We start from the raw sequence: 25,371 nt of genomic DNA, 5'->3' as shown, positions 1-25,371 counted from the left end.
CACCGCGAACGGCGAATCAGCGATTACGCGTCGCCGAAACGACGACGTGGTGCCGCCGGTGCGCCGTCATCACGGCGTGGAGCCGGCTTGCCGTCGCGGTTGTAGTTGCCGCCGCGACGCTCGCCGCCGTTACCGCCTTCACGACGTTCGCCGAAGGAGCGACGCGGGCCGCCTTCACGACGTTCGCCGTTGAACGGACGACCGTTGCCGCGACGCTCGCCGCCGTTGCCGCCGTCACGACGCTCGCGACGTTCGAACGGCTGTGCATCGCCCAGCAGCTGCATGTTCATCGGCTTGTTCAGGATGCGAGTGCGAGTGAAGTGATTCAGGATCTCGCCCGGCATGCCTTTTGGCAGTTCGATGGTGGAGTGGGAAGCGAACAGCTTGATGTTACCGATGTAACGGCTGCTGATGTCGCCTTCGTTAGCGATAGCGCCAACGATGTGACGCACTTCTACGCCATCGTCACGGCCCACTTCGATGCGGTACAGCTGCATTTCGCCAACGTCACGACGTTCGCGACGCGGACGATCGCCGTCACGGCTGTCACGACGGTCACCGCGACGATCGTCACGGTCGTTGAACTCGCGGCGCTGACGCGGTTTGAAGACCGGATCCGGCGGCAGGATCAGCGGACGTTCGCCCTGAGCCATTTTCAGCAGCGCTGCGGCCAGGGTTTCCATATCCAGCTCTTCTTCCGGCTGCAGTTTGGTCAGCAGTGCGCGGTACAGGTCCAGATCGCTGCTTTCCAGCTGCTGCTGAACTTTCGCGGCGAACTTGGCCAGACGACGCTCGCCCAGCAGTTCTGCGTTCGGCAGTTCCACTTCAGGGATGGTCAGCTTCATGGTGCGTTCGATATTGCGCAGCAGGCGGCGTTCGCGGTTTTCCACGAACAGCAGCGCGCGGCCGGCGCGGCCCGCACGACCGGTACGGCCGATACGGTGAACGTAAGACTCGGAGTCCATCGGGATGTCGTAGTTGACAACCAGGCTGATGCGCTCAACGTCCAGGCCACGGGCCGCAACGTCGGTCGCGATCAGGATATCCAGACGACCGTCTTTCAGACGCTCCAGAGTCTGCTCACGCAGCGCCTGGTTCATGTCGCCGTTCAGCGCGGCGCTGCTGTAACCGCTGCGCTCCAGCGCTTCGGCCACTTCCAGGGTCGCGTTCTTGGTACGGACGAAGATGATCGCCGCGTCAAAGTCTTCGGCTTCCAGGAAACGCACCAGCGCTTCGTTTTTACGCATGCCGTAGACCGACCAGTAGCTCTGGCTAATGTCCGGACGGGTGGTCACGCTGGATTGGATGCGCACTTCCTGCGGCTCTTTCATGAAGCGGCGGGTAATGCGACGGATCGCTTCCGGCATGGTGGCGGAGAACAGCGCGGTCTGATGTTCAGCCGGGATCTCAGCCATGATGGTTTCTACGTCTTCGATAAAGCCCATGCGCAGCATTTCGTCGGCTTCATCCAGCACCAGACCGCTCAGGTTGGAGAGGTTCAGAGTGCCGCGCTTCAGGTGGTCCAGCAGGCGGCCTGGGGTACCCACAACGATTTGCGGGCCCTGGCGCAGAGCGCGCAGCTGCACGTCGTAACGCTGGCCGCCGTACAGGGCTACCACGTTGACGCCGTTCATGTGTTTGGAGAAATCGGTCATCGCTTCGGCAACCTGAACCGCCAGTTCGCGAGTCGGCGCCAGCACCAGGATCTGAGGTGCTTTCAGGTCTGCCTGCAGGTTGTGCAGCAGCGGCAGCGAGAACGCTGCAGTTTTACCACTACCGGTCTGCGCCATGCCCAGCACGTCGCGGCCGTTCAACAGGTGAGGAATACACTCAGCCTGGATCGGAGATGGTTTTTCATAGCCCAGATCGTTCAGGGCGGAAATGATTGGAGCAGACAGCCCCAGATCAGCAAAAGAGGTTTCAAACTCAGTCGTCATGTACACGTGCCTCATTAATAATGGCAGCCAGTCTACATAACTCGTCGAGAAAATTTTCAGTCATTTTCATTGAAAAGTGTGAACCGGCTCAAATTAGATTATAAAACGAACAAAAAAGCCCTCGCCCGTGAAGGCGATAACTTTGGTTAAAAACCAATGTCCATCAGGCTGATAGGTGTTCGTCAGCTATTGCTGGTCCGATTCCGATAGGTCGTCTTGCTCTTGGCCCAAAAGCGCCAATTCCAACAATGCATAGCGGTGCTCAACGAAGTTGTGAACGTTGTTAGACACCGTCAGTTTGAACAGCGCCGAAGCGGTGTCCTTGTCCCCCAGACTCAGGTAGTGTTTACCCAAATAGAAGTCAGTTTCACTGAGATGCTCAGCGAGCGAAGTGTTATCCGTTGCATCTGCCTTGAGGCGTTCCATCAGCGTTTTTTCGCTGATCTTGCCCAGGTAGAATTCGACAATATTCCATCCCCATTGCCCTCTGTCCGCTTTGTCATAGCGCTGCTGAAGCGCTACCTCGGCCTTCTTGGGATCGATTTCTCGCTCCACCAGATACAGCCATAACGAACGGAAGGGATCGTTTGGGTCGTCTTGATAAAACGCCTGCAGATCATCCTGCGCCAACGGGAAGCGGCCGCCATAATACAGTGCGATGCCCCGGTTTAAACGCGCGTAATTGTAAGTTGGATCAAGCTCTAGTACAGAATCAAACGCTTCATAGGCAGCATCAAAATTGCCTGCCTGCGTTAAGTAAATGCCCAGGTAGTTGAAAACTTCCGGCATGTCGGGACGTATCGCCAGCGCCTGCGAGAAATCATTGCGCGCTAATGCACGTAACCCGAGGCTATCATACAGCACACCGCGCTCATATAAAAGCTGTGCGCGTTCGTCATCCGTCAGTGCCCGGCTGGCAAGAATTTGTTCCATGCGCGCCAGGATCACTTCCTGCTGCAACGTTGGCTGCAACGGGATTGCCAAAACTTCGTCTTTACGCCAATCATGGTTGCTGCATCCTGCCAGCATGAGTGCTGTCGCAACGTAACACCAGCGCAAGAAAGGCTTCATTTCCCACTCCCGAAGACAAACATTGGATGAACGTCCTGTCCTCCGTTTGCTAAAACGCGGGCATCCTACCCGCGCGATACGAACAGCTCCCAACCCCGTGGCGGGGAGCTGTAAAACTATCTATACAGTTATTCTGCTTCAGGCGCAGGTGAACCCGCTTCCGGCGCCATCGCTTCTTTGATGCTCAGACGCACGCGGCCCTGACGGTCAACTTCCAGTACCTTAACCGGCACTTCCTGACCCATCTGCAGATAGTCGGTCACTTTCTCAACGCGCTTGTCGGCGATCTGAGAAATATGCACCAGGCCTTCTTTACCACCGCCGATAGCGACGAATGCGCCGAAATCAACGATACGGGTCACTTTACCCTGATAGATACGGCCCACTTCGATCTCTGCCGTGATCTCTTCGATGCGACGGATAGCGAATTTCGCTTTCTCACCGTCGGTCGCAGCGATTTTAACTGTACCATCATCTTCGATTTCGATGGTAGTGCCAGTCTCTTCGGTCAGCGCGCGGATAACGGAACCGCCCTTACCAATCACGTCTTTGATTTTATCCGGGTTGATGCGGATAGTATGAATGCGCGGTGCGAATTCGGAGATATCGCCGCGCGGAGTGCTGATAGCCTGTTCCATCACGCCCAGGATGTGCAGACGCGCGCCCTTGGCCTGGTTCAGAGCCACCTGCATGATTTCGCGGGTGATGCCTTCGATTTTGATGTCCATCTGCAGCGCGGTGATACCGTCGCGGCTACCGGCCACTTTGAAGTCCATGTCGCCCAGGTGATCTTCGTCACCCAGAATGTCGGACAGAACCACATAGTTGTCGGCTTCTTTCACCAGGCCCATCGCGATGCCCGCAACGGCAGCCTTGATTGGCACACCGGCGTCCATCAGCGCCAGAGACGCGCCGCACACGGAAGCCATGGAAGAAGAACCGTTGGATTCGGTGATTTCAGACACCACGCGAACCGTGTACGGGAAATCTTCCGGTTTAGGCATCATAGCCAATACGCCGCGTTTCGCCAGGCGACCGTGACCGATTTCACGACGCTTAGGAGAACCGACCATGCCGGTTTCACCTACGGAGTACGGAGGGAAGTTGTAGTGGAACAGGAAGCTGTCGGTCTTCTCGCCCATCAGCTCGTCCAGGTTCTGTGCGTCGCGCGCGGTGCCCAGGGTCGCGGTAACCAGCGCCTGAGTTTCGCCACGGGTGAACAGCGCGGAACCGTGGGTGCGCGGCAGTACGCCGGTGCGCACGTCCAGGCCACGGATCATGTCTTTTTCACGGCCGTCGATACGCGGCTCGCCACGCAGTACGCGGCTGCGCACCACGTTTTTCTCGACGGTGCCCAGGATGTCCTGGATTTCGCCGGCGTCCAGCGTCTCGTCCTGCGCCAGCAGGGTTTCAACAACGCTGTCTTTGATCGCGTCAACCTGAGCGTAACGCTCTTGTTTTTCGGTGATGTGGTAAGCATCGCCCAGGCGAGCTTCGGCCAGTTCAGCCACGCGCGCGTGCAGCGCTTCGTTGACCGCAGGCGCCTGCCAATCCCACTTCGGTTTGCCCGCTTCGGCAACCAGCGCGTTGATGTTTTCGATAACCACTTGCTGCTGGTCATGGCCGAACACCACGGCGCCCAGCATCTGGTCTTCGCTCAGCACGTCCGCTTCGGATTCAACCATCAGCACCGCGCCTGCAGTACCGGCAACCACCAGATCCAGACGGCTTTCTTTCAGTTCGTCAGTCGTTGGGTTCAGTACGTACTGGTCGTTGATGTAACCTACGCGCGCGGCGCCGATTGGGCCGTTGAACGGAATACCGGACAGGCTCAGGGCCGCGGAAGCACCGATCATCGCAACGATGTCCGGGTTCACCTGCGGGTTAACGGAAACCACGGTCGCAATCACCTGAACTTCGTTCAGGAAGCTGTCCGGGAACAGTGGACGGATCGGACGGTCGATCAGACGAGAAGTCAGCGTCTCGCCTTCGCTCGGACGGCCTTCGCGACGGAAGAAGCTGCCCGGGATGCGGCCGGCGGCGTAGGTACGCTCTTGGTAGTTAACGGTCAGCGGGAAGAAGCTCTGGCCCGGCTTGGCTTTTTTCTGGCCAACGACGGTAACGAATACGGCGGTGTCATCCATGCTCACCATAACGGCGGCGGTGGCCTGACGCGCCATCATACCGGTTTCGATGGTGACGGTATGCTGGCCATACTGGAATTTGCGAATGATCGGTGTCAGCAAAATTATATCCTTGATTAACGGCGCGCAATCGCATTGACGACTCGACACGCCTGTGACTCGATTTGCCTTCTCACTACATCCTCGCGACTAATGACAATCCTTATCTCAGGCGGGAGATAAAGCCTCTCATTAGCCGCGCGAACCTCTGTAACGGAAGAACCTGTTTGGAAACATCAGTAATACATTAACCTGATTTGCTTATGCTTCCTAGAAGAAAGGGGCCAAAATAGGCCCCTTTCCACTGAAACTTGCTAGATTAGCGACGCAGACCCAGACGCTCGATCAGGCTGGTGTAACGTGCTACATCTTTACGCTTCAGGTAGTCCAGCAGCTTACGACGCTGAGAAACCATACGCAGCAGACCACGACGGCTGTGGTGATCTTTTTTGTGCTCGGAGAAGTGGCCTTGCAGATGGTTGATCTGCGCAGTCAGCAGGGCAACCTGAACTTCGGTAGAACCGCTGTCGTTAGTACCACGACCGAAATCAGCTACGATTTGAGCTTTAGCTTCAACACTTAGAGACATTGTAATACTCCAGATTATAGATAATAAAAACAGGCGCCGATCTCTAATTCAGCAACCCAATGCATAAGCTGCGCCATTCTACTCTTAGCGCAGTGCGATCGCAAGGCGACGCAGTGCCCCGCCGTCAGTCGAAATGCTCGACCACCAGGCGGCGCGGCGCCACGCGACCATCCTCGGCGATGTCGCCAACGCCGATGAATTTTCGCTCTTCACCCTCGGTGATGCGCACCAGGCCGGAAGCCGGCGCGCCGGCCACTTGCACCGGTTGCCCCTGCTTGACGTAACCCGCGACCACCGGCAGCAAATTCACTTCCGGATAGTTCTCAACCGGGCTGTCCATCGGCATCAGCAGCGGATCAAGCAGCTCGCCGGGCGCGATCGCTTGTTCCTGCGCCTGCGCCAGCAAAGCATTCAGCTGTTCCAGCGTCACCATGCGCGCGATCGGATAAGTCGCCACCTGCAGGCGGCGCAGATAGATCACGTGCGCGCCGCAGCCCAGCAGCTCGCCGAGATCGTCGGTGATGGTGCGGATGTAGGTGCCTTTCGAGCAGTGGATCTCCAGCTCCAGCTCATCCCCTTCCCAGCGGATAAACTGCAGCTCGTACACCGTGATGCTGCGCGCTTCTCGCGGCACTTCAATCCCCTGGCGCGCATACTCGTAGAGTTTCTTGCCCTGGTATTTCAGCGCCGAATACATCGATGGCACCTGCTGGATGTCGCCGCGGAAGGTGTCCAGCGCCACGTCGAGCTGCGCCTGGGTGAAGTTCACCGGGCGTTCCTGCACGATCTGACCGTCGGCGTCGGAGGTATCGGTACGCTGCCCCAGCTTGGCGATCACCCGATAGCGCTTGTCGGAATCGAGCAGGTATTGCGAAAACTTAGTCGCTTCGCCCAGGCAGATAGGCAGCATGCCGGTCGCCAACGGATCGAGCGCGCCGGTATGGCCCGCTCGGTTGGCGTTGTACAGGCGTTTTACTTTTTGCAGCGCATCGTTGGACGACAACCCTTGCGGCTTGTCCAGCAACAGCACGCCGTGGATATCACGGCCGCGGCGACGAGGGCGACTCATTAATCCTCCTTGTCATCGCCTGAGGCGGAACGGCGCTCGGCGTCGTTCTTCACCACGTTGGTCACCAGGTTGGACATACGCATGCCTTCCACCAGGGAGTTGTCGTAGGCGAAGGTCAGCTCCGGCACCACGCGCAGGCGCATCGCTTTGCCCAGCAGGGTGCGGATATAGCCGGAAGCGTCCTGCAACGCTTTGATGCCGTTGGTGACCAGATCCGGATCGTGGTTCTCGGTCAGCACGTTCAGGAAGGTGACGTAAACCTTGGCATACGCCAGGTCACGGGAGACTTCCACGCCGGAAACGGTCGCCATGCCGACGCGCGGATCTTTCACTTCACGCTGCAGAATGATCGCAATCTCTTTCTGCATCTCTTGCGCCACGCGTTGACCGCGGCTGAATTCTTTTGCCATTTTGGATTCTCCAGACAAATCGGGGGGCACAAAGGCCCCCCGTAAACAGATATAAGCAGATGTGCAATCGTTAAGCGATGGTGCGTTGGATCTCAATGATTTCGAACACTTCGATCATGTCGCCGACGCGCACGTCGTTATAGTTCTTAACGCCGATACCACATTCCATGCCGTTACGGACTTCGTTAACGTCATCTTTGAAGCGGCGCAGGGATTCCAGCTCGCCTTCATAGATAACCACGTTGTCGCGCAGTACGCGGATTGGGTTGTGACGCTTGATGGTCCCTTCGGTAACCATACAGCCGGCGATAGCGCCGAACTTAGGCGATTTGAACACGTCGCGCACTTCGGCCAGGCCGATGATCTGCTGCTTGTATTCCGGCGCCAGCATGCCGCTCATCGCCTGCTTCACTTCGTCGATCAGGTTATAGATCACGGAGTAGTAACGCAGATCCAGGCTTTCCGCTTCGATTACGCGGCGCGCAGAAGCGTCGGCACGCACGTTGAAGCCCAGGATGATGGCGTTGGAAGCCGCAGCCAGCGTCGCGTCGGTTTCGGTGATCCCACCTACGCCGGAGCCGACAATCTTCACCTTCACTTCGTCGGTGGAGAGTTTCAGCAGCGAGTCGCTGATCGCTTCGCAAGAACCCTGTACGTCGGATTTCAGTACGATGTTCAGCTCGGACACTTCGCCGTCGGTCATGTTGGCGAACATGTTTTCCAGCTTGGACTTCTGCTGACGCGCCAGTTTGACTTCGCGGAACTTGCCCTGACGGTACAGAGCCACTTCACGCGCTTTCTTCTCGTCGCGCACCACGGTCGCTTCGTCACCCGCTGCAGGCACGCTGGACAGACCCAGGATTTCCACAGGGATAGACGGACCGGCGGAGGTCACTTCACGGCCCAGCTCGTCGCGCATCGCACGCACACGGCCGTATTCGAAGCCACACAGGACGATGTCGCCCTTGTTCAGCGTACCTTCCTGAACCAGCACGGTGGCAACCGGGCCACGGCCTTTATCCAGGAAGGACTCGATCACCACGCCGCTCGCCATGCCGCTGCGTACCGCTTTCAGTTCCAGCACTTCGGCCTGCAGCAGGATAGCCTGCAGCAGCTCGTCGATACCGGTACCGGCTTTCGCGGACACGTGGACGAACTGCGCTTCGCCGCCCCACTCTTCCGGCATCACGCCGTACTGAGACAGTTCCTGCTTAACGCGGTCCGGATCGGCTTCCGGCTTGTCGATTTTGTTCACCGCAACCACCAACGGCACCTGCGCCGCTTTCGCGTGCTGGATAGCTTCGATGGTCTGTGGCATCACGCCGTCATCAGCCGCCACCACCAGAACCACGATGTCAGTCGCCTGAGCACCGCGAGCACGCATCGAGGTAAACGCGGCGTGGCCCGGGGTATCCAGGAAGGTGATCATGCCGTTCTCGGTTTCTACGTGGTAGGCACCGATGTGCTGGGTAATGCCGCCGGCTTCGCCCGCCGCCACTTTGGTGGAGCGAATGTAGTCCAGCAGAGAGGTTTTACCGTGGTCAACGTGGCCCATGATGGTCACGACCGGCGCGCGCGGCTCGGCCGCAGCGCCCGTATCACGGTCGCTCATCAGCGCTTCTTCCAGCTCGTTTTCACGACGCAGGATAACTTTGTGGCCCATCTCTTCGGCAACCAGCTGCGCGGTTTCCTGGTCGATAACCTGGTTGATGGTGGCCATGGCGCCCAGCTTCATCATCACTTTGATGACCTGAGAACCTTTTACCGCCATCTTGTTGGCCAACTCGGCCACGGTGATGGTTTCGCCGATCACCACGTCGCGGTTAACCACCTGCGCCGGCTTGTTGAAGCCCTGCTGCAGAGCGCTAGGCTTGCGTTTGCCTTTACCGCCACGGGTAACGGCGCGCGCTTCTTCGCGATCCGCTTTGGATTCGGACAGCTTGTTGCCTTTCTTCTGCTTGGTCGCTTTGCCGCCGCGGGTGCGGCTGCGACGATCGCCTTCAACTTTGGCGTCGTTTTCATCTTCTGCGGCACGGGCGTGCTGAGAGGTGGTCACGTGATAGTCGGCGCTTTCAACCGCGGCGCTTGCCGCGTCTGCCTGGGCCCACTTCTCGCCGTTCTCTTCGGCCATGCGACGGGCTTCTTCCGCCACGCGCTTGGCTTCCTCTTCAACCTTGCGGCGCACTTCCTCTTCCGCTTTGCGTTTCAGTTCAGCGGCTTCGGCTTCACGGCGTGCTTTTTCCGCCTGAGCTGGCTTGGTCATTTCGTCGGTATGTTGATTGGTCACTTTTTCTTTTTCCGCTGAATTACGCTTAGCAATCTCCGCGGCCTCACGTTTGGCTTGCTCTTCGGCTGCGCGCTTCGCTTCCGCTTCGCGTTTTGCGAGCTCTTCCGCTTCGCGCCGTGCCTGCTCTTCCGCTTCACGCTGTGCCTGCTCTGCCGCTTCAGCCAACTGGGCTTCCTGCGTATCGCGATTTACATAAGTGCGTTTCTTGCGGACCTCAATTTGCACCGATTTACTTTTACCGCCGGTGCTCGGGATATTCAAGGTGCTGCGCGTTTTGCGCTGCAAAGTGAGTTTACCCGGCGCGCTGCCGTGTTCACGGTTCAGGTGCGCCAGCAATGTTTCTTTTTCTTGCTGGGTAACAGAGTCCGACTCGGACTTGTTGATCCCTGCATCAGCAAACTGCTGTACCAGGCGATCAACCGGAGTCTGAATCTCTGCTGCCAGCGATTTTACGGTTACATCTGTCGTCATGCTGTTCCTTCCTGCTACAGTTATTACGCGTTGTCGCCAAACCAACAGATATTGCGCGCAGCCATGATCAGCTCGCCGGCTTGCTCGTCGCTAAGCCCTTCAATATCAGCCAGATCGTCAACACCCTGCTCGGCAAGATCTTCCAGCGTACAAACCCCACGCGCGGCCAGTTTAAAGGCCATGCTGCGCTCAAGACCCGGCAGGTTGAGCAAATCGTCGGCCGGTTTGTTGTCGCCCAGGCTTTCTTCTTGTGCCAGGGCCAGCGTGGTCAATGCAGCTTTGGCGCGTTCGCGCAATGCTTCAACCGTATCTTCATCCAGACCGTCGATTTCCAACAGCTCTTTGATCGGCACATAGGCCAGCTCTTCCAGCGTGGAGAAGCCTTCTTCAACCAGTACGGTGGCGAAATCTTCGTCGATATCAAGATACTTGGTGAAGGTATCAATAGCGGCATGAGCCTCGGCCTGGTGCTTGGCCTGCAGGTCGTCCGCCGTCATCACGTTCAGTTCCCAACGATCGTCGCCGCGGTGTTGTTTCAGCAACTGGGAAGCCAAACGCACGTTTTGGCCGTTACGGCCGATCGCCTGTGCCAGGTTGCTGGCTTCAACGGCGATATCCATGGTGCAGTTATCTTCATCTACCACGATCGACGCGACGTCGGCCGGCGCCATGGCGTTGATGACGAATTGCGCTGGGTTATCATCCCACAGAATGATGTCGATGCGTTCGCCGCCGAGCTCGCTCGACACGGCCTGAACGCGCGCACCGCGCATACCTACGCAGGCGCCGACCGGGTCGATACGCTTGTCGTTGGTTTTCACTGCAATTTTCGCACGGGAGCCAGGATCGCGGGCTGCCGCTTTAATTTCAATCACTTCTTCGCCGATTTCCGGCACTTCGATGCGGAACAGTTCTTTCAGCATTTCCGGGCTGGCACGGCTGACGAACAGCTGCGCGCCGCGGGCTTCAGGACGCACGGCGTACAGTACGCCACGAATGCGGTCGCCCGGACGGAAGTTTTCGCGCGGCAGCATGTCTTCACGGCCAATCACCGCTTCGGCGTTGTTGCCCAGATCCAGCGCGATGCTGTCACGGTTCACTTTCTTCACCACGCCGGTGACGATCTCACCTTCGTGTTCACGGAAAGCGTCGACCACCATCGCACGCTCGGCCTCGCGCACTTTCTGCACGATAACCTGCTTGGCGGTTTGGGTGGTGATGCGGTCGAAGGTCACGGATTCGATCTGATCTTCGACGTAGCCGCCGAGCTCGATGCTCGGATCTTCAAACTGAGCGGCTTCCAGCGTGATTTCACGCGTTGGCTGCGTCACTTCGTCTACGGCGACCCAACGGCGGAAGGTATCGAAATCGCCGGTTCTGCGGTCAATGCTGACGCGCACGTCGATTTCCTGCTCGTATTTTTTCTTGGTTGCGGTGGCTAATGCAGTTTCCAGCGCTTCGAAAATCTTCTCGCGCGGAAGGGATTTTTCATTGGAAACTGCTTCAACAACAGCCAGAATCTCTTTGTTCATCCTAGTTGCCTCTTCCAAACTTTAAAAGTGGGGTACCAGGTTCGCTTTCTGGATGTTGCTCAGCGCGAACACTTCATCTTTCCCTTCCACAGTAACCGTGATCATCTCGCCTTCGACAGACTTGATAATACCCTGCCACTTGCGACGGTTCTGTACCGCCATGCGCAGGACCAGGCTGACTTCTTCACCGAGGAAACGCGTATAGTGCTCTGCGGTGAACATCGGGCGATCAAGGCCAGGAGAGGAGACTTCCAAGTTGTAAGCGACCGTGATTGGATCTTCGACGTCCAATACAGCGCTGACCTGGTGGCTGACATCAGCGCAATCATCAACATTGATGCCGTTATCACTATCAATATAGATGCGGAGCGTCGATTGGCGCGCACGAATGAATTCGATGCCTACAAGCTCAAAGCCCAACGCTTCTACCGGTGCCGAAAGCATCTCTGTTAACTGTTGCTCTAATGTGGACAAGCCCACCCCCAAGACATAAAAAAAGGGCTAAATAGCCCAGTGATTCTGTTGCCAAATAACAAAAAACCCCGAAAAATCGGGGCTTTATGCAACTGGACCCTGTTTGCCGCTAGGCGGCCTCGGTACAACTTTCGAGCAAGTGTCATTTTCAAATGATGATCGAGAAAAGCGGATTTCAATCGAAAAGTGTATTTGAAAATAAACACTTAAAGGAAAGTGGTTGCGGGGGCCGGATTTGAACCGACGACCTTCGGGTTATGAGCCCGACGAGCTACCAGGCTGCTCCACCCCGCGTCCGAAAACGTGGCAAATACTACGCCGATAATCGCAAAATTGCAAGTTATCTCTGGGATTTGGTACCGAGGATGGGACTCGAACCCACAAGCCCGTTAGGGCACTACCACCTCAAGGTAGCGTGTCTACCAATTCCACCACCTCGGTACTGATTCTTACTGCTAACGGCCGTTGTTCTTTCGAGTTCACAACCACCGTTTACAAACTTTTACGGCTTACTGCGGGATGTCGCTGCTCGGCTTGACAGGTGCTGCCGGCGCGGTTGTCTGCTCAGTTTTCACCGGCTGACCCAGATTTTCCCACTCGCTGCCTTTCTTGCTTTGGTTGCTGCTGAGGTTGCCCAGAATCAGGCTGATGACGAAGAACAGCGTCGCCAATACAGCGGTCATGCGGGTCATAAAGTTACCGGAACCACTCGAACCGAACAACGTGCCTGATGCACCTGCTCCGAAAGAGGCTCCCATATCAGCGCCTTTACCTTGCTGCAACATAATCAGAGCAACCAGCCCGATTGAAATCAGCAGGAAAATTACCAGAAGAGCTTCGTACATAGTAGTACCCGTATCCTTGCGGCCTCACCGCATGCCAAATGCTTCACACTCATCAAGCAGGCGTGTTTATAAACTGCCTACTGAAGCGGGTGTGAATACTAACCAAAGCCGCCAACCCGCGCAAGGGCAATTTGCAGCCGCCGGCGCGTTTGCGGAAAAAAACGCCAACAATCGTCTATTCGGGCTCAGCGATGCCAAGCCCGGTGGCTAACTGTCTGTTTTAACCTGCGGATTTCACCGCGTCGGCGATGCGATGCGCCAGCGCGGTCACCTGCTGCTCGTTCTCGCCCTCCACCATCACGCGGATCAGCGGCTCGGTGCCCGATTTACGCAGCAGCACCCGGCCGCGGCCGGCCAGCTCGGCTTCCACCTGTTCGGTGACCTTGCGCACCGCTTCAGATTCCAGCGGATTGTGATCGCCGGCGAAACGCACGTTGACCAGGATCTGCGGCAACAGCTTCATGCCGCTGCACAGATCATGCAGGCTCATGTGGTTGCGTACCATGGCGGTCAGCACCTGCAACCCGGCCACGATGCCATCGCCGGTGGTGGTTTTGTCCAGCAGGATCACATGGCCGGAGTTTTCCGCACCGATGCGCCAGCCCAACTCCTGCAGCTTCTCCAGCACGTAACGGTCGCCCACTTTGGCGCGAGCGAACGGAATGCCCAGCTGTTTCAGCGCCAGTTCCAGCCCCATATTGCTCATCAGGGTGCCGACCGCGCCACCGCGCAGCTGACCCTGACGCAGGCCTTCGCGGGCGATGATGTACAGGATCTGATCGCCGTCCACCTTGTTGCCCAGGTGATCCACCATCATCACGCGGTCGCCGTCGCCGTCGAACGCCAGGCCAACGTGCGCTTTTTCCTGCAGCACGCGCTCCTGCAGCTGACGCACATCGGTAGCGCCGCATTTCTCGTTGATGTTCATGCCGTCCGGCTCAACGCCGATGGCGATCACCGTGGCGCCCAGCTCACGCAGCACGCTCGGCGCGATGTGGTAAGTCGCGCCGTTGGCGCAGTCGACCACGATTTTCAGCCCTTTCAGGCTCAGCTCGCTCGGAAAGGTGCCTTTGCAGAATTCGATATAGCGGCCGGCGGCGTCGATGATGCGGCTGGCTTTACCCAGCTCCGAGGACTCCACGCAGGTCAGCGGCTTTTCCATCTCGGCCTCGATCGCTTCTTCGACATTGTCCGGCAGCTTGGCGCCGTCGATCGAGAAAAACTTGATGCCGTTGTCATAGAACGGGTTATGCGAAGCGGAAATGACAATGCCCGCTTCAGCACGGAAGGTACGCGTCAAATAAGCCACCGCCGGCGTGGGCATCGGCCCGGTGAAGGAGGCGGACAATCCGGCGGCCGCCAGACCGGCTTCCAGCGCGGACTCCAGCATATAGCCGGAGATGCGCGTATCCTTACCGATGATGATCTTGCGGGAACCGTGACGCGCCAGCACCTTGCCGGCCGCCCAGCCCAGCTTCAGCACGAAGTCCGGCGTGATGGGGCTGTCCCCGACCTTGCCACGGATGCCGTCGGTGCCAAAATATTTGCGCTCGCTCATGTCTCTACTGTCCCTTAGCTGAAAGTGTTGCCTCGACGACACGCATCGCCTCGACGGTTTCTTTAACGTCATGCACTCTGACAATCTGCGCACCCTGCATCGCCGCGATCACCGCGCAGGCCACGCTGCCGATAACCCGTTGATCCGGCGGCACGTTCAGCAGTTGTCCAATCATCGATTTGCGCGACATGCCGACCAACAGCGGCAAACCAAAACGATGAAACTCCGACAACCGGGCCAGAAGCTGATAGTTGTGCGACAAATTTTTACCGAAACCGAAGCCTGGGTCGAGCAGCAATTTCTGATTTGTTATCCCTGCCTCGTTACAGCGCCGGATATGGTGTTCGAAAAACGCCTGAACGTCGGCGATCAGATCGTCGTAGTGCGGTGCCTGCTGCATGGTGCGCGGCTGCCCCTGCATGTGCATCAGGCAGACCGGCAGGCCGCTTTCCGCCGCCGCCGCCAGGGCACCCGGCTCCTGCAGCGAACGAATGTCGTTGATCAGATGCGCGCCGGCGTGCGCCGATTCGCGGATCACGCCCGCTTTCGAGGTATCGACCGAGATGAAGACTTCGAAACGCTGCGCCAGCGCTTCCACCACCGGCACGACCCGTTCCAATTCTTCCTCTTCACTCACCTCCGCCGCCCCCGGCCTTGTCGACTCGCCGCCGATATCAATCATCGTAGCGCCGGCCGAAATCAGCGCATGCGCGTGCACCAGCGCCTGGTTCAGGGTGTTGTGGCGGCCGCCGTCGGAAAACGAATCCGGCGTCACGTTGAGGATGCCCATCACCTGTGGATGGGAGAGATTGAGCGTCATGTCGCGCACGGTTAACTGCATGGTTGGTCCACCTTACTGTTGCCTGGTTCACTGCCCGCCGGGCAAAAAAAAACCCCGGCGTACCGGGGTTTGATGTTATTACACAGCCGTTCTTACTTGTCGAGCTGTTCGGACATGGTGTTGCCCGGCGTTGGGGTGCGCGGCTCATCTACCGGCGTCGGGGCTTTCGGGGTGCCGCCGTTGTCGGAGCTGTTGCCTTTGTTCGCATCGTCCCAGCCCGCCGGCGGACGCACGTCTTTGCGGTTCATCAGATCGTCGATCTGCGGCGCATCGATGGTTTCATACTTCATCAGCGCATCCTTCATCGAGTGCAGGATGTCCATGTTTTCCATCAGCAGCGAGCGAGCACGCGTGTAGTTACGTTCGATCAGCGACTTCACTTCCTGGTCGATGATACGCGCGGTTTCATCCGACATGTGCTTCGCCTTGGCCACGGAGCGGCCCAGGAACACTTCACCTTCTTCTTCCGCATACAGCAGCGGCCCCAGCTTCTCGGAGAAGCCCCATTGGGTCACCATGTTGCGGGCGATGGAGGTCGCCACTTTGATGTCGTTCGACGCACCGGTAGAGACTTTTTCCGGCCCGTAGATGATCTCTTCCGCCAGACGACCGCCGTACAGGGTGGAGATTTGGCTCTCCAGCTTCTGACGGCTGGCGCTGATCGCATCCCCTTCCGGCAGGAAGAAGGTCACGCCAAGCGCACGACCACGAGGAATGATCGTCACTTTGTGTACCGGATCGTGTTCAGGAACCAGGCGGCCGATGATGGCGTGGCCCGCTTCGTGATACGCGGTCGACTCTTTCTGCGCTTCGGTCATCACCATGGAGCGACGTTCCGCACCCATCATGATCTTGTCTTTGGCTTTCTCGAACTCCACCATCGACACCACGCGCTTGTTGCCGCGGGCGGCGAACAGCGCCGCTTCGTTGACCAGGTTGGCCAGGTCGGCACCGGAGAAGCCCGGCGTACCGCGCGCAATGACGGAGGCGTCGATGTCGGCAGCCAACGGCACGCGGCGCATGTGCACCTTCAGGATCTGCTCACGGCCGCGCACATCCGGCAGCCCGACCACGACCTGACGGTCGAAACGGCCCGGGCGCAGCAGCGCGGGGTCAAGCACGTCCGGACGGTTGGTGGCCGCGATGACGATGATGCCCTCGTTGCCTTCGAAACCGTCCATCTCAACCAGCATCTGGTTCAGGGTCTGCTCGCGCTCATCGTGACCGCCACCCAGGCCGGCGCCACGCTGGCGGCCGACGGCGTCGATTTCATCGATGAAGATGATGCACGGCGCGGCTTTCTTCGCTTGTTCAAACATGTCACGCACGCGGGATGCCCCCACGCCGACGAACATTTCAACGAAGTCGGAACCGGAAATGGTAAAGAACGGCACCTTCGCTTCGCCGGCGATCGCTTTCGCCAACAGCGTTTTACCGGTCCCCGGCGGGCCGACCATCAGCACGCCTTTCGGGATCTTGCCGCCCAATTTCTGGAAACGGCTCGGCTCGCGCAGGTATTCCACCAGTTCGCTCACCTCTTCTTTCGCTTCGTCACAACCGGCGACATCGGCGAAAGTGGTCTTGATCTGGTCTTCCGTCAGCATGCGGGCCTTGCTCTTGCCGAAGGACATCGCGCCCTTGCCGCCGCCGCCCTGCATTTGCCGCATAAAGAAGATCCAGACCCCGATCAGCAACAGCATCGGGAACCAAGAGATAAAGATAGAAGCCAGCAGGCTCGGCTCTTCAGGCGGCTCGCCGACAACTTTCACATTCTTCGTTAACAACGTATCCAGCAACTTGGGATCGTTGACAGGGATGTAGGTCGTGTATTTGTTACTGTCTTTCTTGGTAACGTTAATTTCACGTCCGTTGATTCGCGCTTCGCGAACCTGGTCCTGGGTCAGTTCGGACATGAAGGTAGAGTAATCCACCCTACGGCCATTCGACTCGCTGGGCCCAAAGCTCTGGAATACAGACATCAACACTACCGCGATGACTAACCAGAGAATTAGGTTTTTCGCCATGTCACTCAAGGGATTAACCTCATCTTACAACTGTGTTAACAAACAGCGTTAGGGTACTACAGTTTGCGCCCTGTCGCTACAATGTACACTTCGCGCGAACGGGCGCGGGAAGCGTCTGGCTTACGAATCTTAACCTTCGTAAACAGGGAGCGAATTTCCCGTAGGTACTCGTCAAAGCCATCTCCCTGGAACACCTTCACCAGGAAACTTCCGCCTGGTGCGAGGACATCACGACACATATCCAGCGCCAACTCCACCAGATACATCGACCTTGGAATGTCGACCGCCGGGGTGCCACTCATATTCGGGGCCATATCGGACATGACCACCTGAACCTTACTCTCACCTACTCGTTCCAACAGCGCCTTCAGCACCAGTTCATCACGAAAATCGCCCTGAAGGAAATCGACGCCAACGATAGGATCCATTGGCAAAATATCACAGGCGATGATGCGCCCGGTACCGCCGATTTGGGTGACCACATACTGCGACCAGCCGCCCGGTGCGGCGCCCAGGTCAACCACGGTCATGCCCGGTTTGAACAGTTTGTCGCTCTGCTGTATTTCATCAAGTTTAAACCAGGCACGGGAACGCAGTCCCTTTTTCTGCGCCTGCTGTACATATTTATCGCTAAAGTGTTCTTGTAACCAGCGACTGGAGCTAGCCGAACGCTTTTTATTAGCCATCTCGTTTTCCAACTATCATAAAAAGAGTCTTATGTCAGGGTCGCTGCTCACGTAGACTCACACCGGTGAAGACCGATTTGGTGATATACATGAGATGGCGGTAGAATGTACCGTTTTCAATCCCAACTTAAGCAAAAAAGACAATGAATCTGAATAATAAACAAAAACAGCACCTGAAAGGCCTGGCGCATCCGTTAAAACCGGTGGTGATGCTGGGCAATAACGGTCTTACCGAAGGGGTGCTGGCTGAAATTGAACAGGCTCTGGAGCATCATGAGCTGATCAAGGTAAAAATCGCCGCTGAAGATCGCGAAACCAAGACCCTGATCGCCGACGCTATCGTGCGTGAAACGGGCGCCTGCAATGTGCAAGTTATCGGCAGTACGCTTATTCTTTACCGCCCGTCGAAAGAGCGCAAGATCAGTCTACCGCGTTAATAACCATCAGGTTAACGAAAAGGTGCCATGCGCCTGACCAAGATAAAAGGCCGCTTGCGGCCTTTTTCCTATCTTTACAAAACGTTGGCGCATTAATGACCAACGGTCCCGATCAGAGATACTCGACCTTCAGGATCTCGTATTCCACGTCGCCGCCAGGGGTTTTGATCACCACCACATCGTCTTGCTCTTTGCCGATCAGGCCGCGCGCCATCGGCGAGTTTACCGAAATCAGATTTTTCTTGAAATCGGCCTCATCGTCGCCAACGATGCGGTAAGTCACTTCTTCTTCGCTGTCCAGATTCATCACCGATACGGTGGCGCCGAAGATCACCCGACCGGTGTTCGGCATCTTGGTGATATCGATCACCTGCGCATTGGACAGCTTGGCTTCGATCTCCTGAATGCGGCCTTCGCAGAAACCTTGCTGTTCGCGGGCGGCATGGTACTCGGCATTTTCTTTCAAGTCGCCGTGTTCACGCGCTTCAGCGATATCCGCAATGATTTTCGGGCGGCGCACGCTTTTCAGATATTCGAGCTCTTCGCGCAGTTTTTCAGCGCCAAACAAGGTCATCGGAATTTGGTTCATCGTATAAATACCTCTAAATCTTTCCTGTTCAAATAACCGTCATCCTGACGTATTCGTATGAAAACACGGTTGGCATTCCGCCCCCCGCCTCCAGGCGACAAACAAAAGAAACCTGACTCGGAACGGGGCCCAAGCCAAGATCGGTTTTGCATTTTGATACGCATTTTAGCCTAGAGTTCCTTGAGGGTCATCGTTTACTTTTTCCCTGATTGCACCGTAGTATGACGGCACGTTATCCAGCTGTTATCCCGAGATTATGCGTTTTTCACGAATTGTCAGTGCATTGGCTTGCGCATTTGTTCTGAATGCGAATGCGGCCCCGGTTGAAGAGTACACACAATATCTGCCTGATGGGGCCAACCTTGCCCTGGTCGTTCAGAAGATCGGTGCCGGTGCGCCGACGATCGATTATCACTCTCAGCAGATGGCGCTGCCGGCCAGTACCCAAAAAGTGCTGACGGCGCTGGCGGCATTGCTGCAACTCGGGCCCGATTACCGTTTCACCACTACGCTGGAGAGCCAGGGCGATATCCGCGACGGCGTGCTGCGCGGCAACCTGATCGCCCGCTTCAGCGGCGATCCGACCTTCAAACGTCAGAGCCTGCGCAATATGGTGGCCGTCCTGAAGAAGCAGGGCGTGCGCCAAATCAGCGGCGACGTGCTGGTCGATACCTCGGTCTTCGCCAGCCATGACAAGGCGCCCGGTTGGCCGTGGAACGATCTGACGCAGTGCTTCAGCGCGCCGCCGGCCGCCGCCATCGTCGATCGCAACTGTTTCTCGGTCTCGCTGTACAGCGCGCCGAACCCGGGCGACATGGCGTTTATCCGCGTCGCCTCCTATTATCCGGTCAATATGTTTAGCCAGGTGCGCACCCTGGCGCGCGGATCCGCAGACGCGCAATACTGCGAACTGGACGTGGTGCCGGGCGAGCTGAACCGCTTTACCCTGACCGGCTGCCTGACGCAGCGCAGCGAACCGCTGCCGTTGGCCTTCGCCATCCAGGACGGTGCCAGCTATGCGGGCGCCATACTGAAAGACGAGCTGACGCAGGCCGATATCCAGATCGACGGGCATTTGAAACGCCAAACGCGCCCCGGCATCACCGGCACGGTGATCGCGCAAACCCAGTCGGCGCCGCTGCACGATCTGTTGAAAATCATGCTGAAGAAATCGGACAACATGATCGCCGATACCGTCTTCCGCACGATCGGCCACGAGCGCTTCGGCGTGCCGGGCACCTGGCGAGCAGGTTCCGATGCGGTACGCCAGGTGCTGCGCCAGAAGGCCGGCATCGATCTGGGCAACACCATCATCGCCGACGGTTCCGGCCTGTCGCGCCACAACCTGCTGGCCCCGGCGACCATGATGCAGGCGCTGCAGTACATCGCGCAGCACGACAACGAGCTGAACTTTATCTCGATGCTGCCGCTGTCCGGTTATGACGGCACCCTGCGCTACCGCGGCGGCCTGCATGAGGCCGGCGTAGACGGCAAGGTGTCGGCCAAGACCGGCGCGCTGCAGGGCGTCTACAACCTGGCGGGCTTCATCACTACCGCCAGCGGCCAGCGCATGGCCTTCGTGCAGTATCTCTCCGGCTACGCCGTGCCGCCGGAAGATCAGAAACAGCGCCGCGCGCCGCTGGTGCGTTTCGAAAGTCGCCTGTATCGGGATATTTACCAAAACAACTGAGGATCGCCATGAAGCTGCTGGTCGTTGAAGATGATGAACTGCTGCAACAAGGGTTGGCGCTGGCGCTGACCGGCGAAGGCTACGTGTGCGACTGCGCCGCCACAGCGGCGGAAGCCAGCAGCCTGCTCATCACCAGCCAATACAGCATGGTGATCCTGGATCTCGGTCTGCCGGACATGGACGGCGCCGCGCTGCTGCGGCAGTGGCGCCGCCAACAGATCGATCTGCCGGTGCTGATCCTGACCGCCCGCGACGCCCTGGAAGACCGCGTCGATGGGCTGGACGCCGGCGCCGACGACTACCTGGTCAAACCCTTCGCGCTGGTTGAGCTGCAGGCGCGCGTGCGCGCCCTCCTGCGGCGCTACCAGGGTCACAGCGACAATCTGATGCAGGTGGATGACCTGCAGTTGAATCTCTCCAGCCAGCAGGTCTATCTGCAACAGCAGCCGGTGGAGGTCACGCCGAAAGAGTTCGCCATTCTGGCGCGCCTGATCATGCGTGCCGGGCAGACGGTCAACCGCGAACTCCTGCAGCAGGATCTCTACACCTGGCAAGACGATTTAGGGTCCAACACCCTGGAAGTGCATATCCACAACCTGCGCCGCAAACTGGGCAAGGATCGCATCCGCACCGTGCGCGGCATCGGCTACCGCCTGGAACCCTCGTCATGATCAGCATGCGCCGCCGCCTGCTGCTGATGCTGGCGCTGATCCTGCTGGTCACGCAACTCATCAGCGCCTTCTGGCTGTGGCACGAAAGCCAGGAGCAGATCAGCTTCCTGGTGGACGAAACCCTGTCCGCCAAAGTGCGTACCGAACGCGTCGATACCGAGATTGCCGAGGCCATCGCGTCGCTGTTGGCGCCTTCGCTGATCATGATGATCGTCACGCTGTTGGCGTCGTTTTGGGCCATCAGTTGGATCATCCGCCCGCTCAACCAATTGCAGCAACGGCTGGAAAAACGCTCTGCCGATAACCTGACGCCGCTGCCGATCACCAGCGACAGTCAGGAAATGGTGGCGGTCACCAATGCGCTCAATCAGCTGTTTTCACGGCTGGATAACACCATTCAACAGGAACGCCTGTTCACTGCCGACGCCGCCCACGAGCTACGCACGCCGCTGGCCGGCATCCGCCTGCACCTGGAACTGATGGAAAAGCAGGGCGTCAAGGGCAGCCAGGCGCTGATCGCCCGCATCGATCAGCTGATGCACACCGTCGAGCAGTTGCTGATGCTGTCGCGCGCCGGGCAAGACTTCGCCAGCGGCCATTATCAGCATTTCGATTGGGTGGCCGATGTGATCCAGCCGCTGCGTGAAGAGCTCGACGAAATGGCCGCCCAACGCGGGCAGACGCTGGGTTGGCAATTGCCGGCTGCTGCCACCGTGAACGGCGATCCGGTGCTGCTGCGGCTGTTGCTGCGCAACCTGGTCGAAAACGCCCACCGTTACGGCCCGGAAGGCGGCGCGATACAGGTGCGGTTAACGCCGCAAGACAACGGCTATCTGCTGCAGGTCATCGACGATGGCCCGGGAATCAAGGAAGAGATGGTCGGGGAACTGACGCAGGCGTTTCGCCGCATGGATCAACGCTACGGCGGCAGCGGACTGGGCCTGAATATCGTGATCCGCATCGCGCAACTGCACCAGGGGCGTTTGACGCTGGAAAACCGCCGCGATGCGCGCGGCCTGAATGCCCAGTGCTGGCTGCCGGAAAAGGCGCTCAAATAACAAGGGCCCAGCGTTGCTGAGCCCTTTATCACCGAATTACTTCTGGTAAATGATTTCGACGCCTTCGTCGTCGTCTTCGTCCCAGTCGTCATCCCAGTCATCTTCCGCTTCGGCTTCCACTTCCGCGATTTGCTCGCGGTGGTAGTCATCCCACATGAATTCGACTTTTTCCGGTGCGCTTTCTTCGATCGCCATCGCTTTCGGCTGGGTGTTGATGAAGTTCATCACGTCCCAGCACAGCGCATTGACGCCTTCGCGGTTGGCGGCGGAGATCATGTAGTACTTCCCTTCCCAGCCCATGCCTTCCACAATCGCCTTGGCGCGTTCGGCGGCTTCTTCCTCACCAATCACATCAATTTTGTTGAACACCAGCCAGCGCGGCTTCTGCGCCAGATTTTCGCTGTATTGGTTCAACTCGTTGATAATGACTTTGGCGTTTTCCACCGGATCGGATTCGTCGATCGGCGCGATGTCCACCAGGTGCAGCAGCACGCGGCAACGCTCCAGGTGTTTCAGGAAACGAATACCCAGGCCGGCGCCTTCGGAGGCGCCTTCGATCAGCCCCGGAATGTCGGCGACCACAAAGCTCTGCTCGTGGTCCATGCGCACCACGCCCAGGCTCGGCACCAGCGTGGTGAACGGATAATCGGCCACCTTCGGCTTGGCGGCGGACACCGCGCGGATGAAGGTCGATTTGCCGGCGTTCGGCAGCCCCAGCATGCCCACATCGGCCAGCAGCAACAGCTCCAGCAACAGGTCACGCGCTTCGCCGGCGGTACCCAGCGTCTTCTGACGCGGCGCGCGGTTGACCGAAGATTTGAAACGGGTGTTGCCCAGACCGTGCCAGCCGCCTTTGGCGACCATCAGCTTCTGCTCGTGGCGGGTCATGTCGCCGAGGATCTCGCCGGTGCCCTGATCCTTCACGCGCGTGCCGACCGGCACCTTGATGATGACGTCTTTACCGCGTTTGCCGGTACAATCGCGGCTCTGGCCATTCTGGCCGCGCTCGGCGCGGAAAGACTTCTCAAAGCGGTAGTCGATCAGGGTGTTAAGGTTCTCGTCCGCCAGCAGGTAGACGTCGCCGCCGTCGCCGCCGTCACCGCCGTCAGGCCCACCATTCGGGATATATTTTTCGCGGCGGAAGCTGACGCACCCGTTGCCGCCGTCGCCTGCAACGACCAGAATCGCTGCTTCATCTACAAACTTCATTTACCGTCTCCGTAAATCATTCACCGGGCTGCTTCAAAGGAGCAACCAGGGGGGGGTCTGCCCGTCGCGGCCACCACCGGTGACCAATTGCGGAAAACATGGCGCCCGCCACAACCACAAACGCACCGACATAGCCGACGATGTTCAGCGTCGGCATGGCGAATGCCTGGGGCCAAGCCAGCGCCAATAAATCTGAAAACAGCAGGGTAAACAGCGGGGTCAGCGTAACCAACGCGCTCACCTGCGCCGCCTGCCAGCGCGCCATCGCTTCTGCCAGCGCGCCATAGCCGATCAGCGTGTTGGCGCCGCAAAACAGCAGGCACGCTAATTGCCAGCCGCTAAGCTGGAAAATCACCTCGGGTTTGGCCAGAGGGAACAACGCAATCGCACATAAAGTGTACAACATAACCAGGATCTGCGGCGAAGCCAGCCGGCGCAGCAACACCTTCTGCGCCACGCCATAGCTCACCCAGACCATCGCCGCGCACACGCCCAGCATGACGCCCAGCGTGTAGTCCGTCAGCCGGGTGAAGATCTCTATCAGACTGACGTTGAAAAACAGCATCAGCCCGCAAATCAGCATCAGGGCGCCAATGACCTGGGTGATGCGCATGCGTTCTTTTAAAATCAGCACGCTGGCGAACATCATACCGACTGGCGACAGCTGGCCAATCACCTGCGACGCCGTCGGGCTCAGGTATTGCAGCGAGGAGCTGAAGAACACAAAGTTGCCAAGCAGCCCCGCCGTCGCGATCGCCAACAGCAGCAGCCAACGCGGCTGGCGGAACATCGTCAGCGGCGGCAGCTTGCCGCGCACCGCAAGGATCACGCCCAAACCGATGGCGGCCATGGTAAAGCGATACCAGACAACGGTAAACGGCTCCATCACCACCAACACTTCTTTCATCGCGATCGGCAACGCGCCCCAACAAACCGCCGTGGTTAACGCCAGAGAAATGCCAACGCCGACCTGCTGCTTCGTATCCATATCACCTTCGCCAACGCTGACGGGCCTGCCCTCAGGCAACCCATAAATGTAAAAAGCCCCGCAACGAATTGCGGGGCTTACATCTATTTCGTAAGGCTCGAAAAATTATTCAGCTTCGATGCTGATGAATTTACGATTGCTCGGGCCTTTAACTTCGAATTTGACTTTACCGTCTTTCAAAGCAAACAGAGTGTGGTCTTTGCCGCAACCCACGTTGGTACCAGCGTGGAATTTGGTGCCGCGCTGACGAACGATGATGCTGCCTGCCAGTACTGCTTCGCCGCCAAAGCGTTTTACGCCCAGACGTTTAGCTTCTGAATCGCGACCGTTACGAGTCGAGCCGCCAGCCTTTTTGTGTGCCATTAATCCGCTCTCCTAACTTAAGCGCTGATGCCGGTGATTTTAACGTCAGTGAACCACTGACGGTGGCCCTGCTGCTTACGGTGGTGTTTACGACGACGAAACTTAACGATTTTAATTTTCTCGCCACGACCGTGAGCAACGACTTCAGCTTTGATCTTGCCGCCATCGACGAAAGGAACGCCGATTTTGATATCTTCGCCATTAGCGATCATCAGAATCTGGTCAAACTCAACCGCTTCACCAGTTGCGATGTCCAGCTTTTCCAAGCGAACGGTCTGACCTTCGCTTACTCGGTGTTGTTTACCACCACTTTGGAAAACCGCGTACATATAAAACTCCGCTTTCCGCGTGCCCGACTGTGTTAGTTCAGAGCGCGCTATAAATATTCA

Annotated in this window: 24 protein-coding genes and 2 tRNA genes; 4 read left to right on the top strand and 22 right to left on the bottom strand. The window is 58.0% G+C overall.

Annotation, left to right across the window (positions count from 1 at the left end):
* Positions 1-23: 23 nt before the first annotated feature.
* From J0F90_RS02130 to rlmE, 17 genes are all read right to left on the bottom strand, one after another.
* The gene (locus J0F90_RS02130) at positions 24-1,937 is read right to left on the bottom strand and encodes a DEAD/DEAH family ATP-dependent RNA helicase (protein WP_033638901.1); all 1,914 of its coding nucleotides are present in this window, start codon (positions 1,935-1,937) and stop codon (positions 24-26) included.
* Positions 1,927-2,001, bottom strand: coding sequence for a protein YrbN (gene yrbN / locus J0F90_RS24860; protein WP_223182019.1), 75 nt, complete (start codon positions 1,999-2,001; stop codon positions 1,927-1,929). Before yrbN ends, J0F90_RS02130 begins: the two co-directional genes overlap by 11 nt.
* Positions 2,002-2,123: 122 nt before the next feature.
* Complete coding sequence (gene nlpI, locus J0F90_RS02120) at positions 2,124-3,008, bottom strand: lipoprotein NlpI (protein WP_004933495.1); 885 nt, start codon at positions 3,006-3,008, stop codon at positions 2,124-2,126.
* A gap of 128 nt (positions 3,009-3,136) precedes the next feature.
* Positions 3,137-5,254, bottom strand: coding sequence for a polyribonucleotide nucleotidyltransferase (pnp, locus tag J0F90_RS02115; RefSeq protein ID WP_016929321.1), 2,118 nt, complete (start codon positions 5,252-5,254; stop codon positions 3,137-3,139).
* A 256-nt stretch (positions 5,255-5,510) separates the two neighbouring features.
* Positions 5,511-5,780, bottom strand: a complete 270-nt coding sequence (gene rpsO, locus J0F90_RS02110) for a 30S ribosomal protein S15 (RefSeq protein WP_004933502.1) — start codon at positions 5,778-5,780, stop codon at positions 5,511-5,513.
* A gap of 124 nt (positions 5,781-5,904) precedes the next feature.
* Positions 5,905-6,849: a tRNA pseudouridine(55) synthase TruB gene (gene truB / locus J0F90_RS02105; protein ID WP_033638902.1), complete on the bottom strand. Its 945-nt coding sequence runs from the start codon at positions 6,847-6,849 to the stop codon at positions 5,905-5,907.
* A complete protein-coding gene (gene rbfA, locus J0F90_RS02100) occupies positions 6,849-7,259 on the bottom strand; it encodes a 30S ribosome-binding factor RbfA (RefSeq protein WP_004933508.1) in 411 nt (136 codons plus the stop codon). The genes truB and rbfA overlap by 1 nt, the downstream gene beginning before the upstream one ends.
* 70 nt (positions 7,260-7,329) lie before the next feature.
* Positions 7,330-10,017 (bottom strand): translation initiation factor IF-2, encoded by a 2,688-nt coding sequence (infB, locus tag J0F90_RS02095; RefSeq protein ID WP_004933511.1) that lies wholly within the window; start codon positions 10,015-10,017, stop codon positions 7,330-7,332.
* A gap of 23 nt (positions 10,018-10,040) precedes the next feature.
* Complete coding sequence (nusA, locus tag J0F90_RS02090; RefSeq protein WP_033638903.1) at positions 10,041-11,549, bottom strand: transcription termination factor NusA; 1,509 nt, start codon at positions 11,547-11,549, stop codon at positions 10,041-10,043.
* Positions 11,550-11,570: 21 nt separating this feature from the next.
* Positions 11,571-12,023: a ribosome maturation factor RimP gene (gene rimP / locus J0F90_RS02085; protein ID WP_028127574.1), complete on the bottom strand. Its 453-nt coding sequence runs from the start codon at positions 12,021-12,023 to the stop codon at positions 11,571-11,573.
* Positions 12,024-12,240: 217 nt separating this feature from the next.
* A tRNA-Met gene (locus J0F90_RS02080) sits at positions 12,241-12,317 on the bottom strand.
* A gap of 60 nt (positions 12,318-12,377) precedes the next feature.
* A tRNA-Leu gene (locus J0F90_RS02075) sits at positions 12,378-12,464 on the bottom strand.
* A 68-nt stretch (positions 12,465-12,532) separates the two neighbouring features.
* Positions 12,533-12,868 carry a preprotein translocase subunit SecG gene (secG, locus tag J0F90_RS02070; protein WP_033638904.1) on the bottom strand — a complete coding sequence of 112 codons (336 nt, stop codon included), beginning with the start codon at positions 12,866-12,868 and terminating at the stop codon, positions 12,533-12,535.
* A 220-nt stretch (positions 12,869-13,088) separates the two neighbouring features.
* Complete coding sequence (gene glmM / locus J0F90_RS02065) at positions 13,089-14,426, bottom strand: phosphoglucosamine mutase (RefSeq protein ID WP_033638905.1); 1,338 nt, start codon at positions 14,424-14,426, stop codon at positions 13,089-13,091.
* A gap of 4 nt (positions 14,427-14,430) precedes the next feature.
* On the bottom strand, positions 14,431-15,267 hold the full coding sequence (gene folP / locus J0F90_RS02060; RefSeq protein WP_033638906.1) for a dihydropteroate synthase: 837 nt from the start codon (positions 15,265-15,267) through the stop codon (positions 14,431-14,433).
* Between the two features lie 92 nt (positions 15,268-15,359).
* On the bottom strand, positions 15,360-17,291 hold the full coding sequence (ftsH, locus tag J0F90_RS02055; RefSeq protein WP_004933529.1) for an ATP-dependent zinc metalloprotease FtsH: 1,932 nt from the start codon (positions 17,289-17,291) through the stop codon (positions 15,360-15,362).
* A gap of 56 nt (positions 17,292-17,347) precedes the next feature.
* The gene (rlmE, locus tag J0F90_RS02050; RefSeq protein WP_004933533.1) at positions 17,348-17,977 is read right to left on the bottom strand and encodes a 23S rRNA (uridine(2552)-2'-O)-methyltransferase RlmE; all 630 of its coding nucleotides are present in this window, start codon (positions 17,975-17,977) and stop codon (positions 17,348-17,350) included.
* Between the two features lie 143 nt (positions 17,978-18,120).
* On the opposite strand from rlmE, the gene yhbY reads away from it, so the two are divergent.
* Positions 18,121-18,414: a ribosome assembly RNA-binding protein YhbY gene (gene yhbY, locus J0F90_RS02045; RefSeq protein WP_004933536.1), complete on the top strand. Its 294-nt coding sequence runs from the start codon at positions 18,121-18,123 to the stop codon at positions 18,412-18,414.
* 112 nt (positions 18,415-18,526) lie between these two features.
* Here the strand turns inward: yhbY and greA are convergent, their stop codons facing one another.
* Positions 18,527-19,003, bottom strand: coding sequence for a transcription elongation factor GreA (gene greA / locus J0F90_RS02040; RefSeq protein ID WP_004933539.1), 477 nt, complete (start codon positions 19,001-19,003; stop codon positions 18,527-18,529).
* Between the two features lie 256 nt (positions 19,004-19,259).
* Here greA and dacB point away from each other — a divergent pair, with 256 nt between their 5' ends.
* The 3 genes from dacB to pmrB are packed head-to-tail and all read left to right on the top strand — an operon-like array spanning position 19,260 to position 22,422.
* Complete coding sequence (dacB, locus tag J0F90_RS02035; RefSeq protein WP_028127573.1) at positions 19,260-20,693, top strand: serine-type D-Ala-D-Ala carboxypeptidase; 1,434 nt, start codon at positions 19,260-19,262, stop codon at positions 20,691-20,693.
* An 8-nt stretch (positions 20,694-20,701) separates the two neighbouring features.
* Positions 20,702-21,364, top strand: a complete 663-nt coding sequence (pmrA, locus tag J0F90_RS02030) for a two-component system response regulator PmrA (RefSeq protein ID WP_004933545.1) — start codon at positions 20,702-20,704, stop codon at positions 21,362-21,364.
* The gene (gene pmrB, locus J0F90_RS02025; protein WP_021504259.1) at positions 21,361-22,422 is read left to right on the top strand and encodes a two-component system sensor histidine kinase PmrB; all 1,062 of its coding nucleotides are present in this window, start codon (positions 21,361-21,363) and stop codon (positions 22,420-22,422) included. Before pmrA ends, pmrB begins: the two co-directional genes overlap by 4 nt.
* 36 nt (positions 22,423-22,458) lie before the next feature.
* Here the strand turns inward: pmrB and cgtA are convergent, their stop codons facing one another.
* The 4 genes from cgtA to rplU all read right to left on the bottom strand — a co-directional run bounded on the left by cgtA (position 22,459) and on the right by rplU (position 25,311).
* Positions 22,459-23,631 carry an Obg family GTPase CgtA gene (gene cgtA / locus J0F90_RS02020; RefSeq protein WP_004933553.1) on the bottom strand — a complete coding sequence of 391 codons (1,173 nt, stop codon included), beginning with the start codon at positions 23,629-23,631 and terminating at the stop codon, positions 22,459-22,461.
* Positions 23,632-23,647: 16 nt separating this feature from the next.
* A complete protein-coding gene (locus J0F90_RS02015) occupies positions 23,648-24,619 on the bottom strand; it encodes a DMT family transporter (protein WP_021504260.1) in 972 nt (323 codons plus the stop codon).
* A gap of 105 nt (positions 24,620-24,724) precedes the next feature.
* Positions 24,725-24,982 (bottom strand): 50S ribosomal protein L27, encoded by a 258-nt coding sequence (gene rpmA, locus J0F90_RS02010; RefSeq protein WP_004933559.1) that lies wholly within the window; start codon positions 24,980-24,982, stop codon positions 24,725-24,727.
* Positions 24,983-24,999: 17 nt separating this feature from the next.
* A complete protein-coding gene (gene rplU, locus J0F90_RS02005) occupies positions 25,000-25,311 on the bottom strand; it encodes a 50S ribosomal protein L21 (RefSeq protein ID WP_004933561.1) in 312 nt (103 codons plus the stop codon).
* Positions 25,312-25,371 lie beyond the last annotated feature (60 nt).

Source organism: Serratia marcescens subsp. marcescens ATCC 13880 (assembly GCF_017299535.1).
In the GTDB taxonomy this organism is placed as follows: domain Bacteria; phylum Pseudomonadota; class Gammaproteobacteria; order Enterobacterales; family Enterobacteriaceae; genus Serratia; species Serratia marcescens.
Note: the sequence above shows the minus strand (reverse complement) of the source record. Positions and strands in the feature narration are given on the sequence as shown.

Excerpts from the sequence above, each read along its gene's own strand:
- J0F90_RS02130 (WP_033638901.1), bottom strand. The coding sequence starts at position 1,937 with ATGACGACTGAGTTTGAAACCTCTTTTGCTGATCTGGGGCTGTCTGCT.
- nlpI (WP_004933495.1), bottom strand. The coding sequence starts at position 3,008 with ATGAAGCCTTTCTTGCGCTGGTGTTACGTTGCGACAGCACTCATGCTG.
- rpsO (WP_004933502.1), bottom strand. The coding sequence starts at position 5,780 with ATGTCTCTAAGTGTTGAAGCTAAAGCTCAAATCGTAGCTGATTTCGGT.
- truB (WP_033638902.1), bottom strand. The coding sequence starts at position 6,849 with ATGAGTCGCCCTCGTCGCCGCGGCCGTGATATCCACGGCGTGCTGTTG.
- rbfA (WP_004933508.1), bottom strand. The coding sequence starts at position 7,259 with ATGGCAAAAGAATTCAGCCGCGGTCAACGCGTGGCGCAAGAGATGCAG.
- infB (WP_004933511.1), bottom strand. The coding sequence starts at position 10,017 with ATGACGACAGATGTAACCGTAAAATCGCTGGCAGCAGAGATTCAGACT.
- nusA (WP_033638903.1), bottom strand. The coding sequence starts at position 11,549 with ATGAACAAAGAGATTCTGGCTGTTGTTGAAGCAGTTTCCAATGAAAAA.
- secG (WP_033638904.1), bottom strand. The coding sequence starts at position 12,868 with ATGTACGAAGCTCTTCTGGTAATTTTCCTGCTGATTTCAATCGGGCTG.
- glmM (WP_033638905.1), bottom strand. The coding sequence starts at position 14,426 with ATGAGCGAGCGCAAATATTTTGGCACCGACGGCATCCGTGGCAAGGTC.
- folP (WP_033638906.1), bottom strand. The coding sequence starts at position 15,267 with ATGCAGTTAACCGTGCGCGACATGACGCTCAATCTCTCCCATCCACAG.
- ftsH (WP_004933529.1), bottom strand. The coding sequence starts at position 17,291 with ATGGCGAAAAACCTAATTCTCTGGTTAGTCATCGCGGTAGTGTTGATG.
- rlmE (WP_004933533.1), bottom strand. The coding sequence starts at position 17,977 with ATGGCTAATAAAAAGCGTTCGGCTAGCTCCAGTCGCTGGTTACAAGAA.
- yhbY (WP_004933536.1), top strand. The coding sequence starts at position 18,121 with ATGAATCTGAATAATAAACAAAAACAGCACCTGAAAGGCCTGGCGCAT.
- greA (WP_004933539.1), bottom strand. The coding sequence starts at position 19,003 with ATGAACCAAATTCCGATGACCTTGTTTGGCGCTGAAAAACTGCGCGAA.
- dacB (WP_028127573.1), top strand. The coding sequence starts at position 19,260 with ATGCGTTTTTCACGAATTGTCAGTGCATTGGCTTGCGCATTTGTTCTG.
- pmrA (WP_004933545.1), top strand. The coding sequence starts at position 20,702 with ATGAAGCTGCTGGTCGTTGAAGATGATGAACTGCTGCAACAAGGGTTG.
- pmrB (WP_021504259.1), top strand. The coding sequence starts at position 21,361 with ATGATCAGCATGCGCCGCCGCCTGCTGCTGATGCTGGCGCTGATCCTG.
- cgtA (WP_004933553.1), bottom strand. The coding sequence starts at position 23,631 with ATGAAGTTTGTAGATGAAGCAGCGATTCTGGTCGTTGCAGGCGACGGC.
- J0F90_RS02015 (WP_021504260.1), bottom strand. The coding sequence starts at position 24,619 with ATGGATACGAAGCAGCAGGTCGGCGTTGGCATTTCTCTGGCGTTAACC.
- rpmA (WP_004933559.1), bottom strand. The coding sequence starts at position 24,982 with ATGGCACACAAAAAGGCTGGCGGCTCGACTCGTAACGGTCGCGATTCA.
- rplU (WP_004933561.1), bottom strand. The coding sequence starts at position 25,311 with ATGTACGCGGTTTTCCAAAGTGGTGGTAAACAACACCGAGTAAGCGAA.